Source organism: Pelagibacterium luteolum (assembly GCF_900100665.1).
In the GTDB taxonomy this organism is placed as follows: domain Bacteria; phylum Pseudomonadota; class Alphaproteobacteria; order Rhizobiales; family Devosiaceae; genus Pelagibacterium; species Pelagibacterium luteolum.
Map to the genome: position 1 here is coordinate 15,694 of NZ_FNCS01000008.1, position 15,238 is coordinate 30,931.

Below are 15,238 nucleotides of genomic sequence, written 5' to 3' on the forward strand. Positions count from 1 at the left end.
TGCCTCAAAACCGTTCATGCGGGTTGAATTGCCGACAGATTAGTCAATTTGGCAACCCAATCAATGCCTCAAACAGGATAAGTTTGCTAAAGTCAACGCTACTGACCTAGTTTGCCCGTTGCCGCAAAGCGCCATGAGTGGTTGAACATGCACCACGCGGCACCTAAGAGAATCCATATGTACGCTCCCCAAAAAATCGCTGTCATCGTCGTTGCCGCTGGCCGCGGCTCCCGCGCCGGTAGCGGCACCGATCTGCCCAAGCAATATCGGCCTATTGGTGGCAAGGCGCTGCTTGCGCACACGCTCAGCAGATTGGCCAGTTTTTCGTCAGTCACTGAGGTGCTTGCGGTTATTGGCGATGAACACCAGTACCTCTACGAGGCGTTGGAGCTAAAGCTACCCAAGCTGATGCCCCCCGTGATCGGGGGCGATACACGCCAAGTTTCGGTACTTCGCGGCCTTGAGGCGCTGTCGGCGTCCGCGCCGGACGTCGTCCTTATCCACGACGGAGCACGACCGTTCGTCACAGAAGCTCTCATCGATGGCGTGATCGCTGGCCTTCATGATGCTGACGGATCGCTTCCGGTCACAGTCGTCACCGACACGATCAAACGCTCGACGGATGGCAAAACAGTTGGTGGCACTGAAGATCGTACGCAATTGTTCGCCGCGCAAACACCGCAAGGATTCCGGTTTGGCGCAATCATGGCCGCGCATAGCAAGGCTATTCAATTTGGCGATGGATTTACAGATGATGCTGCCATCGCCGAATGGGCGGGGCTGAGCGTTGCGCTCGCTCAAGGCGATCCACGCAACATTAAGATCACGTTGCCCGAGGATTTCGAGCGAGCAGAACGCATTCTAGCGGGGGATACCAAAGTGGAAACGCGAGTGGGCAGTGGATTCGACGTGCACGCGTTCGCTCAGGATGGAGATGCAGTCATTCTCGGCAACATCAGCATACCCCATACGGTCGGCCTCAGCGGCCACTCAGACGCGGACGTAGTGTTGCATGCGTTGTCCGACGCCATTTACGGCGCCTTGGCCGATGGCGACATCGGCAAGCACTTTCCCCCGAGTGATATGCAGTGGAAAGGCGCCGATTCATCGATTTTTCTCGAGCACGCAACAAAGCTCGTAGGGGAACGCAATGGCCGGCTCGTCCATCTCGACGTCACCATCATCTGCGAGCAACCGAAAATCGGACCGCATGTCGCTGCTATGCGTTCACGCATCGCCGAGATTTCCGGCGTCACTATGGATCGCGTCGCGGTCAAGGCAACAACGTCCGAACGGCTTGGCTTTACGGGTCGGCAAGAGGGGATAGCGGCGCAGGCAGTGGCAACAATAGAGCTTCCGCGGGGCCAGTGATGCTCGACAACGACACTTTGGACTTGGCCAAGAAAGTCAATGAACGGCTTCTCGACGCAAACCATGTGGTCGCCACCGCGGAGAGCTGCACCGGTGGACTGATCGCGGCGGCACTAACGTCGGTAGCCGGCTCTTCCGCTATTCTGTATGGCGGGTTTGTTACCTATGCCAACGCGGCGAAAACCAACATGATCGGCGTACCGGCCGAACTGATCGCTGAGCACGGAGCGGTCTCCGAAGCCGTAGCACGGGCCATGGCGATAGGGTGTCGGGATACGGCCAATGTGGAGGCGGCTATCGCGGTAACTGGAATTGCCGGCCCGGGCGGCGGCTCGGACGCCAAGCCAGTCGGTCTGGTTCATTTCGGGCTGGCAACGTCAACGGCAGTGCTGCACCGCCAGGAGCGGTTTGGCGACCTTGGACGAGATGCCATCAGGCAAGCCAGCGTGCGCGTAGCACTCAAGATGATCCTCGAAGCCTACGCAGCGTAGCGCCGGTTCGCCTCAGCTACGAACGCATCCATGATCTCATCCTGCTTGGCCGCGAAAGCAGGCTCCGCCACGGAGCGGATCAAGGGATTTGCGATGCGAAAGTCGATGTCGAAGACGATGCGCGTGCCCTGCCCGCCTTCGGCGAACCGCCAGATGCTGGAGAGGTGGCTGAAGGGACCATCGACCGACTTCGCACTCAACGTCATCGCGTCCCTGTCTACCGTGATCCTGCTGGTGTACGCCTGGCTGATCGGTCCAAAGCGGATATGCATGCGCGCATCGAACTTTTCATTGGGCCGATCGAACTCGCGCCGTACATCCATCCGCTCGCAATGGGGAATAAACTGCGGGTAAGACTCGACATCACAGACGAGCGCCAGCATCTGCTCGGCAGAATGCGGCACGAGCCGCTCAAGATGTTTCCGCATCAGCCCAGTCCGAGTTTAGCCTGACGTGCCTTGCGCAACTCGGCGAAATCTTCCCCAGCGTGATGCGAAGACCGGGTCAAAGGGCTCGACGAAACGAGAAGGAAACCCTTGGTCTTTGCGACTGTCGCAAAGGACTTAAACTCTTCCGGGGTCACAAACCGCTCAACCTTGTGGTGCTTTCGCGTGGGCTGCAGGTACTGGCCGATGGTGAGGAAATCGACATCGGCGACCCGCAGATCGTCCATCAATTGCAGCACTTCGTTCCGCTCTTCACCCAAGCCAACCATGATGCCGGACTTGGTGAACATCTGTGGATCCAGTTCCTTGACCCGCTGCAGCAGCCGGATCGAGTGGAAATACCGCGCACCTGGGCGAACAGTCAGATAGTTGGACGGCACGGTTTCGAGGTTGTGGTTGAACACGTCGGGCTTAGCCGCCACTACGACCTCAAGCGCCCCTTCCTTGCGCAGGAAGTCGGGTGTCAGGATTTCGATCGTCGTTTTAGGGTTGAGCGCCCGAATGGCCAGAATGACATCCGCAAAATGCTGCGCACCGCCATCGGCCAGATCGTCACGATCCACCGATGTGATAACGACGTGTTCCAGCCCCAGCTTGGCAACCGCGCGGGCAACGTTCTCGGGCTCATTGGGATCAAGAGCGGTCGGCAACCCGGTACGCACGTTGCAGAAGGCACACGCGCGCGTGCAGATTTCGCCCATGATCATCATGGTGGCGTGCTTTTTGGACCAGCACTCACCGATATTTGGACAGCCGGCTTCCTCGCACACCGTGACGAGGTTATTTTCGCGCACGATTTTCTGGGTCTCTTTATAGACAGAAGACCCGGGCGCCTTGACCCTGATCCAGTCCGGCTTGCGCAGCATTTCGGTATCTGGCCGCTTGGCCTTTTCCGGATGCCGCGTTGCCTGGCGGACTGCTGTATCAAGTAGCGTTACCATACCTGCCCCACATACCGCCAAAATCGGCGAATGGTTATGGCCGCAAAGCGACCGAGATCAGAACTACCTATCGCTCTTTGGGTTGGCGATCCAGTTGCCGAAGGTCGGAGGTCGGTCGCCGCCCTTCAAGCCTTTATCACGGCATCGTCAGATGTTTAGTGCCTGCCCGTATGCATCGAGCACGCTCTCTTTCATCGACTCCGAAAGTGTAGGATGCGGGAAGATCGTATGCATCAAATCCTCTTCAGTCGTCTCAAGGTTCATCGCAACCACAAAGCCCTGAATCAGTTCAGTCACTTCTGCGCCCACCATATGGGCGCCTAGCAACTCCCCAGTCTTCTTGTCGAAGATGGTTTTGACCAGCCCATCAGGCTCACCAAGCGCAATCGCCTTGCCGTTGCCCACAAAGGGGAATCGTCCCACACGAATCTCGCGCCCGGCTTCCTTGGCCTTGGCCTCGGTCATGCCGACGCTGGCGACTTGCGGCTCGCAATAGGTACAGCCCGGGATTTTCGATTTGTCGAGCCCGTGCACCTTTTTGCCGGCGATCGTCTCGACAGCCAGCACAGCCTCATGCTCGGCCTTATGCGCCAGCATAGGGGGGCCGGCAACGTCTCCGATGGCCCAGATGCCATCGATATTCGTACGCCCGTGGCCATCGACGACAATGACGCCGCGATCGATCTTCACTCCGGCCTTTTCCAGCCCCAGGTTTTCCGAGTTGGCCTGCACGCCGACGGCAGAGATCAGCACATCGGCCTCTATCTGCTTTTTGTCTCCGGACTTGAGCTCGACATGTGCCTTGATGCCGTCCTTGGTCTTGTCGACCTTGGATACCTTCGCGTCGGTAAAAATCTGGATACCGCGCTTTTCCAGACGCTTGCGCGCTAGCCCTGCGATTTCAGCATCCTCAACCGGCATAATCTGCGGCAGCAATTCGATAACAGTTACTTCGGCGCCCATCGAGCGATAGAAGGACGCAAATTCGATACCAATCGCGCCAGAGCCCATAACGGCGACCGATTTCGGCATTTTCGCAGGCTTGAGAGCCTCGAAATAGGTCCAGATCTTTTCGCCATCCGGCTCGATACCGGGCAATACACGGGGACGCGCGCCGGTCGCGATGATGATATTTTTTGCCTTGTAGATCCCTTCACCCAATGTCGTCTTGGGCTTGGGATGTTGCGGCTCGACCGGTTTTTTCTTTGTCGCCTCGACCTTGACTTCGCCCGGCTTGGTGATGGTCGCCTCGCCCCAGATGATGTCGACCTTGTTCTTTTTCATCAGAAACTGCACGCCGTCATTCATACGCCCTGCAATACCGCGCGAGCGCTTGACGATGTCGCTGATGTCAAAGCCAAACTTGTCGGCGGTCAAGCCATAGTCCTTCGCGTGGCCCATATGGCCGTAGATTTCGGCAGACCGCAGTAGCGCCTTGGTGGGGATGCAACCCCAGTTCGAGCAGATCCCTGCCATATGCTCGCGCTCAACGATTGCGGCCTTGAGCCCAAGTTGGGATGCGCGAATAGCGGCGATATAGCCGCCAGGTCCAGCACCGATCACGATTATATCGTACTGATCCGCCATGATTATCCTCTTGTCGTTCTGGGCTATAGCCCAAGCATGTCTTTTACTATCGGCGCCAATGCATCGCCGATGGCGCGCGTGTTTGCCGGATCGAGGTGGACCCCATCGGTAGGATGGGCGCTGGCCACGGTCGCGGCATCAAAAAAGCGGCAGCCCGTGTCTTGTGCGACGCGCTGGTAATGGATCGGCAACAGACGACTTTCACGGATGCCATGCTCAAACATTGGCGACAGATCAGCATGATCAGTGGCAATGCAGTGTGGTGGCGCCATCAACACGACCTCAGGGACCGGCGTTCCGGCAGCCCAAGGGTGGCATCTGATGATCTCAACCAGCCGTTTCATACCCATGGCTGCGCCTAAAGCGCTGCCACAGATGTAGTCCTTCATATCATTGGTGCCGAGCATGATGACGACAACGTCGAGCGGCGCGTGGCTCGCCAAAAGCGTCGGCAGTATCCGTGCACCGTTTCGATCTGCAACCGCCGAGAAATCATCAAAGCACGTCGTTCGACCGCCGAGCCCCTCCGCGATCACCCTCGCCTTCCCGCCGAGCCCCACTTCGAGCCGCGTCGGCCACCGGTCCTCGAAAGCGTGCCGGCCACCAGCGGTGACAGGGTCGGAACCAAAGGTCAGGCTATCGCCGAAGGCCAGGATGGTCTTCATCACCCGCTCCTAAGCCAGCATCATGACTGGGGTTTCGATCAGCGCTTTAAAGGCCGACAAAAGTTCAGCGCCCAGCGCACCATCCACAGAGCGGTGATCACACGAGAGCGTCACGGTCATGAAATTGCCCGTCTTGATCTCACCGTTCTCCGCATAGACCCGCTCCTCACCTGCGCCGACGGCGAGGATCGTGCCATGCGGTGGGTTGATGACCGCACCAAAGTGCTTGATGCCGAACATGCCGAGGTTCGAGACGGAAGACGATCCGCCTTGATACTCATGAGGCGCCAGCTTCTTGCTGCGGGCGCGGGTGGCCAGATCTTTTACCTCGTCGGAAATCTGGCGCAGCGATTTGGTATCGCAGGATTTGACCACGGGCGTAAACAAACCGCCTGGGATTGCCACGGCAACCGCTACGTCCGAGCGATGATGATAGAGGATCGAGTCCCCAGCCCAAGTCGCATTGGCCTGCGGTACCTGCTGCAACGCCAACGCCCACGCCTTCATGATGAAATCGTTGACCGAGAGCTTGTAGGCGGGCTTGCCTTCTTTGCTTTTGGGTGCAGCGGAGTTGATGTCCTCGCGTGCCTTCATCAATGCGTCGATGTTGCAATCGAGCGTGAGGTAGAAATGTGGGACTGTCTGCTTAGATTCCGTAAGGCGAGCCGCGACTGTCTTGCGCATGCCATCATTCGGCACGATGTCATAGGTGCCTTCCTCGTAGAGCGAAATGACCTGCTGTTTCGACATCCCGGTGGCAGCGGGTGCTCCTGCCGTCGGCGAAATTGCCGGCTTGCTCGTGGCGCCGTCCTTTTTAGCCTTTTCGACATCGGCCTTTACGACGCGCCCCTTAGGGCCAGTGCCGGACACTGCGGAAAGGTCGATGCCGGCTTCCTTGGCCAATCGACGCGCCAGTGGAGATGCGAAGACACGCTTACCGTCCGCCCTTGGAGCGGGAAGCGGCTCGGGAGCAGGCTTTGCATCCGCGCTCGATGTCGGTGCCTTGGGTGTATCGCTAGCTTTCGACGTCTCAGCCTTGGGCTGGTCGGTCGCCTCCTCGGCCTTTGGCGCATCGCCTTTAGGCTTTTCGGCCGAGGCGTCGCCGATATTATCAGCGCTTTCGCCCTCTTCGAGCAGTACCGCGATTACCGCATTGACCTTGACGTTCTCGCTGCCTTCCGACACCAAAATCTTGCCGATGGTACCTTCATCAACGGCTTCCACTTCCATGGTCGCCTTGTCAGTTTCGATCTCGGCAATAACGTCGCCGGAGGAGACAGTGTCGCCCTCCTTGACGTGCCACTTGGCCAGCGTGCCCTCTTCCATCGTCGGCGACAGGGCGGGCATTGTGATGTTGATCGGCATCGGAGCCTCCCTTAACTGCGGTAGGTGACGGCGTTGACCGCGGCGATCACCTCATCGACATTGGGCAAAGCCAATTTTTCGAGGTTGGCGGCATAGGGCATGGGGACGTCCTTTCCGGTGACACGTGTCACCGGCGCATCGAGATAATCGAAAGCGTGCTCCATGAGCCGCGCCGATATCTCAGACCCGATACCGCCCTGGGGCCATCCTTCTTCAACAGTCACGCAACGGCCGGTTTTCTTGACCGATTCAATAACCGTATCGATGTCCAAGGGACGAAGCGTGCGCAGATCGATGAGTTCCACATCAACGCCGGCAGCGACCAGTTTCTCGGTCGCTTGCGTCGCGTAGCGCATCCCCATCGAGAACGATACGATCGTGACATCCTTCCCTTGGCGGGCAATGCGCGCCTTGCCGATCGGCAGAACGAAATCGTCCATTTTGGGGACTTCGCCGGTCGAACCATAGAGAACCTCGTTCTCAAGGAAGACCACCGGATTTGGCGAGCGGATCGCGGCTTTCAGCAGGCCCTTGGCGTCAGCAGCCGTATAGGGCGCGATGACCGTAAGGCCCGGAACATGGCTATACCAGGCTGAAAAGTCCTGGCTGTGCTGCGCGCCCACGCGCGCTGCCGCACCGTTCGGACCACGGAAAACCATGGGCGCCTTGACCTGACCGCCGGACATATAGAGCTGTTTGGCGGCGGAGTTGATAATCTGGTCTATCGCCTGCATGCCGAAGTTCCACGTCATGAACTCAACAATTGGCTTGAGGCCCGCGAAGGCTGCGCCGACGGCTAGGCCGGCAAACCCATGCTCGGTGATTGGAGTATCAATGACACGCTCCGACCCGAACTCCTGCAGCAGGCCCTGCGTGACCTTGTAAGCACCCTGATACTCGGCGACCTCTTCGCCAATAACGAAGACGTCCTTGTCGGTGCGCATCTCTTCAGCCATTGCGTCGCGAAGCGCTTCGCGCACAGTAATGGTCACCATCTCGACATCGTCGGGAATATCGGGGTCGTTCTGCGGCTTGAACTGTGGAGCAGCAGGCGCATCGACAGCCTTGGTTGTCGGATGGGAGTTTTTGGCCACTTCCTCATCTGGCCCCGGCTTTTCGGACTCTTTGGGCTCGTCAGTGGTGATCTCGGGTTCAGGTACGGCGCTGGCGTCTTCGTCTTCACCGATTAACGCGGCGATCGGGGTGTTCACCTTCACGCCCTCAGTACCTTCGGCCACGAAAATCTTGCCGATGACGCCTTCGTCAACGGCCTCGACTTCCATCGTCGCCTTGTCGGTTTCGATTTCAGCCAGCACGTCACCGGGAGCGACTTTATCACCCTGCTTGACGACCCATTTGGAAAGCTTGCCCTCTTCCATAGTGGGCGACAGCGCGGGCATCAGAATATCAGTGGGCATATTTCTTCTCCTGGCCTGCGCTTAGTCAATCAGAATGTCGGTGTAGAGCTCGGATGTATCGGGCTCTGGATCGTTGGTGGCGAAGTCCGCCGCCTCGGTCACAATCGCCCGTACATCCTTTTCGATCTCTTTGAGGTCGTCTTCGCTCGCGTAATTCTTTTCGAGAATGCGCTTGCGGACTTGCTCGATCGGATCGCGTTCGGAGCGCATTGTCGTGACTTCGTCCTTGGACCGGTACTTGGCCGGATCGGACATCGAATGACCGCGATAGCGATATGTGAGCATCTCAAGGATATAGGGCCCCTTCCCAGACCGCGCATGCTCGATAGCACGCTCGGCCGCATCCTTGACCATACGGATATCCATGCCGTCGACTTGTTCCCCTGGAATGCCAAAGGAAACGCCGCGCTGGGACAAATCGGTGGTCGACGCTGCACGCTCAAGCGACGTCCCCATCGCGTATCTATTGTTCTCGATGACGTATACGACAGGGAGCTTCCAGAGCTTCGCCATATTGAAGCTCTCATAAACCTGCCCCTGATTGGCAGCGCCGTCACCAAAATAAGTGATCGAGACCGTGTCCTCGCCGCGATATTTTGAAGCAAAAGCCAGCCCTGTACCAAGCGATGCCTGCGCACCAACGATACCATTGCCGCCGTAAAAGCGGTGTTCGTTGGAGAACATGTGCATGGAGCCGCCCTTGCCTTTGGACAACCCGCCCTTGCGACCAGTCAACTCGGCCATCACGCCCTTTGGATCAAGCCCCATGACTAGCATGTGGCCATGGTCGCGATACCCGGTGATCTGGGCATCTTCGCCAAGTTTGGTCGACATCGTAATGCCGGTGACAACGGCTTCCTGACCGATGTAAAGGTGACAAAATCCACCGATGAGGCCCATGCCATACATCTGGCCGGCCTTCTCTTCAAAGCGACGGATAAGAAGCATCTCGCGGAACGCGTAGAGCTCTTCTTCCTTGGTCAATTCTGGAATGTTGGATTGGGCCTTGGATTTGGTGGCCGTCGCTTTGCGCGCCATGCGACATCTCCGGGTATGAACGTGGATATTGCCGTCACCGTAAGGTGTGCGGGATGCAGGGACAGTCATACATCATATCCTGCCTTACACCACAGCGAAAGCTAGTCGCGCACAATGCAAAAGGGTCCAAGAGATTGAAAAATATGGAATTATATGAATTAACTGAAATCAAGATAATTTAAAAAATAAATCGAAAATCAGTTAACTGCCACATGCTGCGCGGGGACGATTAAGACATCGTCGGGATGAACGAGCCCCAGAAGAGCGCGGGCCCGCTCGGTGAGGATATCGGGGTCCAGCTTGCGCGGATCGAGCAGCGCGATGCGATGACGGTAGGAGTCAATCTCAATGCCAAGGGCAGCTTCCCTAGCCTCAAGTATCCGGATTTCCTCAAACATTTCCTTCTGGCTCTCGATGCCAAAAGCGCCGGTCACCACATGATAACCCAGATAGCCCTGGAAGGCGATCAGCCCGACGGTGATCGAGAGCTTGATCAGAATCGAAGGTCGTTTGACGCGGGTTGGCATAACTACTCAATGCGCTGAAAAGGGAGTCATGCCGTTAATATCGCATCAAGCTTAAGGACTGGTTGCCTCAAATGATAAGGGGCGCTCTAGCGCCCCTACTCGTTTAGCGTCCCTTGAGGATCGACCGGCCCGCATATCGACCGGAACTGCCAAGAAACTCCTCGATTCGGATGAGCTGATTGTATTTTGCCAATCGGTCCGAGCGCGCCAGCGAGCCGGTTTTGATCTGCCCGCAATTAAGCGCAACGGCGAGGTCGGCAATCGTCGAATCCTCCGTTTCGCCAGACCGGTGCGACATCACTGAAGTGTAGCGCGCCTTGTGCGCGGTCTCGACTGCTTCGAGCGTTTCCGAAAGCGACCCAATCTGATTGACCTTCACAAGGATCGAATTCGCAACACCCATCTTGATACCGGACGTCAGGCGCTCCGTATTAGTGACGAACAGATCGTCTCCGACCAGTTGGACCTTGTCGCCAATAGCATCGGTCAAGGCCTTCCAGCCATCCCAATCGTCTTCAGCCATTCCGTCCTCGATCGAAATGATCGGGAAGCGATTGCTCAGGTCTTCGAGGTATCGCACCATCTCATCGGAGCCGAGCGTCTTGCCTTCGCCCTTAAGGTTGTAGGAGCCGTCCTTGAAGAACTCGGTCGATGCGCAGTCCAACGCCAGATATACATCTTCGCCAGGTGCATAGCCGGCCTTCTCGATCGACTTCATGATAAAGCCAAGCGCATCGTCCGTAGATGAGAGATTAGGGGCGAAGCCACCCTCATCGCCGACATTGGTGTTATGGCCCTCGGCGGCCAGACCCTTCTTAAGGGTATGGAATATTTCAGAACCAATCCGAACGGCGTCGGCAATCGAATCCGCCCCGACGGGCATGATCATGAATTCCTGGATATCGATAGGGTTGTCGGCATGCTCTCCGCCATTGATGATGTTCATCATCGGAACGGGCAAAAGGCGCGCGTTTGGGCCGCCAACATAGCGCCAGAGTGGAAGCGCGCTCGATTCAGCGGCGGCACGGGCCACGGCGAGCGAAACACCGAGGATAGCGTTGGCGCCCAGCTTACCCTTGTTGTGGGTGCCATCGAGATCGATCATCGCATTGTCGACGCCGATTTGATCGAGAGCGTCGAGGCCCTCGATTTCGGCAGCAATCAGCGTGTTGACGTTATCGACTGCGTTGAGGACACCCTTGCCCAAATAAGCTTCTCCACCGTCGCGAAGCTCGACAGCTTCGTGAGCGCCGGTGGAAGCACCCGATGGCACTGCCGCGCGGCCGAAACTTCCGTCATCAAGAACGACATCGACTTCGACGGTGGGATTGCCGCGGCTGTCAAAAATCTGACGGCCAATGACGTCAACAATAGCAGACATGGAAGCGCCCTTCATTTCTGGGGAGTGGTGCCGGTCGCTGCCCTTCTAATCAAGGCGCACTCGGTGTGGAAGGGCTTGGCACAAAAATAATGCGGGCGGATGACATTCATCCGCCCGCCAAGCTGCAATATCGTCGACCTAGTGAGATCAATTCCAGTACGGATCGACCTTATAGTAGCTATAAGCCTCCTGCCGCGCGTGCAGCCCATCATCTTTGGTCAGTTCATCAATGGAATCGGCCGGTGCAGCCTCGAGCTCGTCCTTGGTGAATGGCACGACATATCCGTCCTGCTCCTTGTCGAAATCGAGGGAGGCCCAGGGCAGCGGATGAAACTTCTCACCGATGCCTAGAAATCCGCCAAATCCGACGACAGCAAACATGATCGAGTTGTCTGTTTTATCGAGCACGATGTCCTCGACCTTGCCAATCTTCTCGCCGTCGAGATTGTAAACGTCCGTCCCGACTGTACGGGTCGCGCGAATAGCTGTGGTGTGTCCAGATGCAGTTGGCATGAGCAACCTCCTTGGGTCGTTGTTCTCTTGCCTAACGTCTCCGTCCTAACACCGTTCCTTAGCTATCCTCGTCCGACTGTCGCTCGTGAGCGTCGAGCATGCGCTCGGAAAGCTGCTTTTGCCTGTCACTCAATTCGCGCTCTGACTTGGTGCGACCGAACTTAGCGCGATTGCTCTCAGCAGCGCGTTCTTTGTCAGCCCGCTGCTTTGACTTGCGGGCAAGACGAAGATTGACCAACTCGCCCAATCCGCCCCCCTAGACCAAGCGGCTTTGATCGACGGCAGCAGAGATGAAGGACTTGAATAGCGGGTGCGGTTCAAATGGACGCGACTTGAGTTCGGGGTGGTACTGAACGCCGATGAACCAGGGATGGTCGGTGCGCTCGACAATTTCCGGAAGCGTCCCGTCAGGAGACAGCCCGGAGAACAGAAGCCCATTGGCTTCGAGAACCTTCCGATACTTCATGTTTACCTCAAACCGGTGCCTATGCCGTTCCGAAATGCGGTTGGTCCCATAAATGTCGGCGACCCGGCTGCCGCGCACCAATTGAGCGGGATAAGCGCCCAATCGCATGGTGCCACCGAGATCGGCGTCTTCGCCGCGCTGTTCCGTGTTATTCTCCTTGACCCACTCGGTCATGAGGCCAACGACCGGCTCCTTGGTTGGCCCAAATTCTGTTGAGCTTGCGCGAGGCAGGCGCGCCGTGTTGCGCGCTGCCTCGATGCACGCCATCTGCATGCCAAAGCAGATGCCAAAATATGGCACATCGCGCACGCGCGCAAAGCGTGCAGCGTTGATTTTGCCTTCAGATCCGCGTTCACCAAATCCGCCCGGGACCAGAATGCCGTGGATGCCTTCAAGATATGGCGCGGGATCGTCGCGCTCGAAGACCTCAGAATCGATCCATTCGAGGTTGACCTTGACGTTATTCGCGATACCGCCATGTGCCAAAGCCTCGGACAAGGATTTGTAGGCATCTTTCAAGCCGGTGTACTTGCCCACGATGGCGATATTGACCTCGCCCTCAGGGTTATGCACACGGCGTGAAACTTCGCGCCATCCGTCAAGCTGGGGATCCGGCGCGTCCTTTATGCCAAACGCGGCAAGCACCTCTGCGTCAAGACCTTCTTCGTGATAGGCTATTGGCACGTCATAGATCGAAGCCACGTCTAGCGCCTGGATCACGGCGCTGGGGCGTACGTTGCAAAACAGGGAGAGCTTGCGCTTTTCACCTTCCGGTATCGGACGATCGCATCGTACGAGAAGAATATCAGGCTGGATGCCGATCGACCGCAATTCCTTAACCGAGTGCTGGGTCGGCTTGGTCTTGAGTTCCCCAGCACTCGGAATAAAGGGCATCAGGGTGAGGTGAATGAACACGGCGTCGCCGCGCGGCAACTCATTGCCCAACTGGCGGATAGCCTCAAGAAATGGCATCGCCTCGATATCGCCGACAGTGCCGCCGATCTCGCAGAGAACAAAATCGAACTCAGCATTGTCCGAAGTTATAAACGTCTTGATCTCGTCGGTAACGTGGGGGATCACCTGCACGGTTGCACCGAGATAGTCGCCCCGGCGCTCCTTTGTCAGGATGTCGGAATAAATGCGGCCCGTGGTGATGTTGTCTTTTTGATTGGCGGATCGACCGGTGAAGCGCTCATAATGGCCCAGATCAAGATCGGTTTCCGCACCGTCATCGGTCACGAACACTTCGCCGTGCTGGTAGGGCGACATCGTGCCGGGATCGATGTTGAGATACGGGTCGAGCTTGCGCAGGCGGACCTTGTAGCCACGCGTTTGCAGGACGGACCCCAGAGCCGCCGAAGCCAGACCTTTACCAAGCGAGGAAACCACGCCACCGGTTATGAAAACGTACCGAGCCATGGAAGTTCACCTTACATAAGTCATCGTCGATTCGAAGCGCGAACTCACTCACGCCCACACAAAAAAGAAGGGGATGTCTCCATCCCCATCCTAGGTTGCTTCTGACCGGAGCTAGTTGCCGGTCGTTGTGCCAGGAGCCGTTTGGGGCGCCTCATCGGCTGGAGCGGCTTCGGCCTCAGGAGCCGACACTGCGGGCTCAGCCGGAGCAACCGCATCCGGCTCCACCGCTGGTGTGGTCGTCGACGGCGCAACAGGCTCATCTACGACAGGCGCTGGGGCGGTCACATCCGTTTCACTTGGCTCCGCGGCCGGTGCGACAACGTCACTGCCTTCAGTCGCGGGCTGAGCGGGAACGTTGAGATCGCCGTTTCCGCCACCAAGGGCATCAAGCGCGTCAAGTACGGTCGTCTGGCTGCCATCCGGATTTTGCGCGGCCTGGCTAAGAATAGAGGACGAGCGGTTGTCGGTCTGGCTCAGTATCGTCAGGCCAATTGCCGTCACCATGAACAGAGTGCCGAGGATTGCTGTCGTGCGGGTCAAAAGGTTGGCCGAGCCGCGCGCGGACATGAAGCCTCCGCCACCCCCGCCTCCGCCCATGCCAAGCCCGCCCCCTTCGGAGCGCTGCAGCAGGATGACCACGATCATGGCGATCACGATCAACAGATAGGCTACGATGAGAACGGTGGCCATGCGATGCTGGGTCCTTCAATCAAAACTGCAAGCCCTGCCCTTCACCACTGATGTGCTGGACAAGGCTGCTCATAGGCATCTCGTTGCGCGGGGTTCTACACGCAAAGACTGCCAATTGCCAGTATGAGATCGGCACTTTTTATCCGATATTCAAGCGGCAACTATGATCGAGAAAAAGTCGTTCGCTTTTAGGCTCGCACCGCCAACCAGCGCCCCGTTGACATTGGGGGTAGAAAGAATAGTGCCGGCATTGTCGGACTTGACCGACCCGCCGTACAGCAGACGTGCTGCCTCTCCGGACCGACCGAAACGCTCGATCAACAATTCCCGGATGTGGCCGTGCATTTCCTCTATATCGGCCGGCGTCGCGGTTTTGCCGGTTCCGATTGCCCAAATGGGCTCGTAGGCAACGACTATAGGCGTGTTACCGAAATGCTCCGGAAGTGAACCGCGCAGCTGCTCCGCGACGACCTGATTCGCATTGCCCTCGCCGCGCTCCGTTTCAGTCTCACCGACGCAAACTATAGGAATCAGTCCTCCTGACAGCGCTGCTTCGCATTTGGAGCGCACAATCGAGTCCGTCTCGCCATGATCGGCACGCCGTTCAGAATGCCCGAGGATCACGTGGCTGGCCCCCGCATCGAGAAGCATCGCAGCGCTTATATCGCCCGTGTGTGCACCGTTGACGCTTGAATGACAGTCTTGTCCACCTATCCTGATCGGTCCACCTTCAACAGTCTGTGCAGCGCGATGAATAAGCGTAGCCGGCGGGCAAACGACGATGTCGCTTTCGACTGTGCCAGCTTCCTCGAGAAGGGTCTTGAGCCGCGCAAGTTCTTCGATGCCGGCTCCGGTGCCGTTCATCTTCCAGTTTCCAGCGATCAGCGGCCGGGTAGCCATGTTCATCTGATGTCCTCAAT

16 protein-coding genes are annotated in these 15,238 nt (G+C 57.6%); 2 read left to right on the forward strand and 14 right to left on the reverse strand.

Annotated features, from left to right (window positions below; all coding sequences use genetic code 11):
* The first annotated feature begins 177 nt into the window (after nucleotides 1-177).
* Nucleotides 178-1,371, forward strand: coding sequence for a bifunctional 2-C-methyl-D-erythritol 4-phosphate cytidylyltransferase/2-C-methyl-D-erythritol 2,4-cyclodiphosphate synthase (locus BLR31_RS13090; RefSeq protein ID WP_090597095.1), 1,194 nt, complete (start codon nucleotides 178-180; stop codon nucleotides 1,369-1,371).
* Nucleotides 1,371-1,862, forward strand: a complete 492-nt coding sequence (locus BLR31_RS13095; protein ID WP_090597097.1) for a CinA family protein — start codon at nucleotides 1,371-1,373, stop codon at nucleotides 1,860-1,862. Before BLR31_RS13090 ends, BLR31_RS13095 begins: the two co-directional genes overlap by 1 nt.
* Here the strand turns inward: BLR31_RS13095 and BLR31_RS13100 are convergent.
* The 14 genes from BLR31_RS13100 to tpiA all read right to left on the reverse strand — a co-directional run bounded on the left by BLR31_RS13100 (nucleotide 1,850) and on the right by tpiA (nucleotide 15,224).
* The gene (locus tag BLR31_RS13100) at nucleotides 1,850-2,290 is read right to left on the reverse strand and encodes a type II toxin-antitoxin system RatA family toxin (RefSeq protein WP_090597099.1); all 441 of its coding nucleotides are present in this window, start codon (nucleotides 2,288-2,290) and stop codon (nucleotides 1,850-1,852) included. The genes BLR31_RS13095 and BLR31_RS13100 overlap by 13 nt on opposite strands.
* The gene (lipA, locus tag BLR31_RS13105) at nucleotides 2,290-3,249 is read right to left on the reverse strand and encodes a lipoyl synthase (RefSeq protein WP_090597102.1); all 960 of its coding nucleotides are present in this window, start codon (nucleotides 3,247-3,249) and stop codon (nucleotides 2,290-2,292) included. Before lipA ends, BLR31_RS13100 begins: the two co-directional genes overlap by 1 nt.
* 147 nt (nucleotides 3,250-3,396) lie before the next feature.
* A complete protein-coding gene (lpdA, locus tag BLR31_RS13110; RefSeq protein WP_090597104.1) occupies nucleotides 3,397-4,836 on the reverse strand; it encodes a dihydrolipoyl dehydrogenase in 1,440 nt (479 codons plus the stop codon).
* A gap of 23 nt (nucleotides 4,837-4,859) precedes the next feature.
* Complete coding sequence (locus BLR31_RS13115) at nucleotides 4,860-5,501, reverse strand: SGNH/GDSL hydrolase family protein (RefSeq protein ID WP_090597105.1); 642 nt, start codon at nucleotides 5,499-5,501, stop codon at nucleotides 4,860-4,862.
* Between the two features lie 9 nt (nucleotides 5,502-5,510).
* Complete coding sequence (locus tag BLR31_RS13120; RefSeq protein WP_090597106.1) at nucleotides 5,511-6,866, reverse strand: pyruvate dehydrogenase complex dihydrolipoamide acetyltransferase; 1,356 nt, start codon at nucleotides 6,864-6,866, stop codon at nucleotides 5,511-5,513.
* An 11-nt stretch (nucleotides 6,867-6,877) separates the two neighbouring features.
* Nucleotides 6,878-8,284, reverse strand: a complete 1,407-nt coding sequence (locus BLR31_RS13125; RefSeq protein ID WP_090597108.1) for a pyruvate dehydrogenase complex E1 component subunit beta — start codon at nucleotides 8,282-8,284, stop codon at nucleotides 6,878-6,880.
* 21 nt (nucleotides 8,285-8,305) lie between these two features.
* Nucleotides 8,306-9,322 carry a pyruvate dehydrogenase (acetyl-transferring) E1 component subunit alpha gene (pdhA, locus tag BLR31_RS13130; RefSeq protein WP_090597110.1) on the reverse strand — a complete coding sequence of 339 codons (1,017 nt, stop codon included), beginning with the start codon at nucleotides 9,320-9,322 and terminating at the stop codon, nucleotides 8,306-8,308.
* Between the two features lie 197 nt (nucleotides 9,323-9,519).
* Nucleotides 9,520-9,849 (reverse strand): FtsB family cell division protein, encoded by a 330-nt coding sequence (locus tag BLR31_RS13135; protein WP_090597112.1) that lies wholly within the window; start codon nucleotides 9,847-9,849, stop codon nucleotides 9,520-9,522.
* Between the two features lie 103 nt (nucleotides 9,850-9,952).
* Entirely contained in the window at nucleotides 9,953-11,230 is a 1,278-nt protein-coding gene (gene eno / locus BLR31_RS13140) for a phosphopyruvate hydratase (RefSeq protein ID WP_090597279.1), read from the reverse strand.
* Nucleotides 11,231-11,377: 147 nt separating this feature from the next.
* Nucleotides 11,378-11,743 (reverse strand): PRC-barrel domain-containing protein, encoded by a 366-nt coding sequence (locus BLR31_RS13145; RefSeq protein WP_090597114.1) that lies wholly within the window; start codon nucleotides 11,741-11,743, stop codon nucleotides 11,378-11,380.
* A 58-nt stretch (nucleotides 11,744-11,801) separates the two neighbouring features.
* Nucleotides 11,802-11,990 carry a DUF4169 family protein gene (locus tag BLR31_RS13150; protein ID WP_090597116.1) on the reverse strand — a complete coding sequence of 63 codons (189 nt, stop codon included), beginning with the start codon at nucleotides 11,988-11,990 and terminating at the stop codon, nucleotides 11,802-11,804.
* Between the two features lie 9 nt (nucleotides 11,991-11,999).
* Nucleotides 12,000-13,628, reverse strand: coding sequence for a CTP synthase (locus BLR31_RS13155; RefSeq protein WP_090597119.1), 1,629 nt, complete (start codon nucleotides 13,626-13,628; stop codon nucleotides 12,000-12,002).
* A 111-nt stretch (nucleotides 13,629-13,739) separates the two neighbouring features.
* A complete protein-coding gene (gene secG, locus BLR31_RS13160) occupies nucleotides 13,740-14,318 on the reverse strand; it encodes a preprotein translocase subunit SecG (protein ID WP_090597121.1) in 579 nt (192 codons plus the stop codon).
* Between the two features lie 150 nt (nucleotides 14,319-14,468).
* Nucleotides 14,469-15,224, reverse strand: coding sequence for a triose-phosphate isomerase (tpiA, locus tag BLR31_RS13165; protein WP_425287245.1), 756 nt, complete (start codon nucleotides 15,222-15,224; stop codon nucleotides 14,469-14,471).
* Nucleotides 15,225-15,238 lie beyond the last annotated feature (14 nt).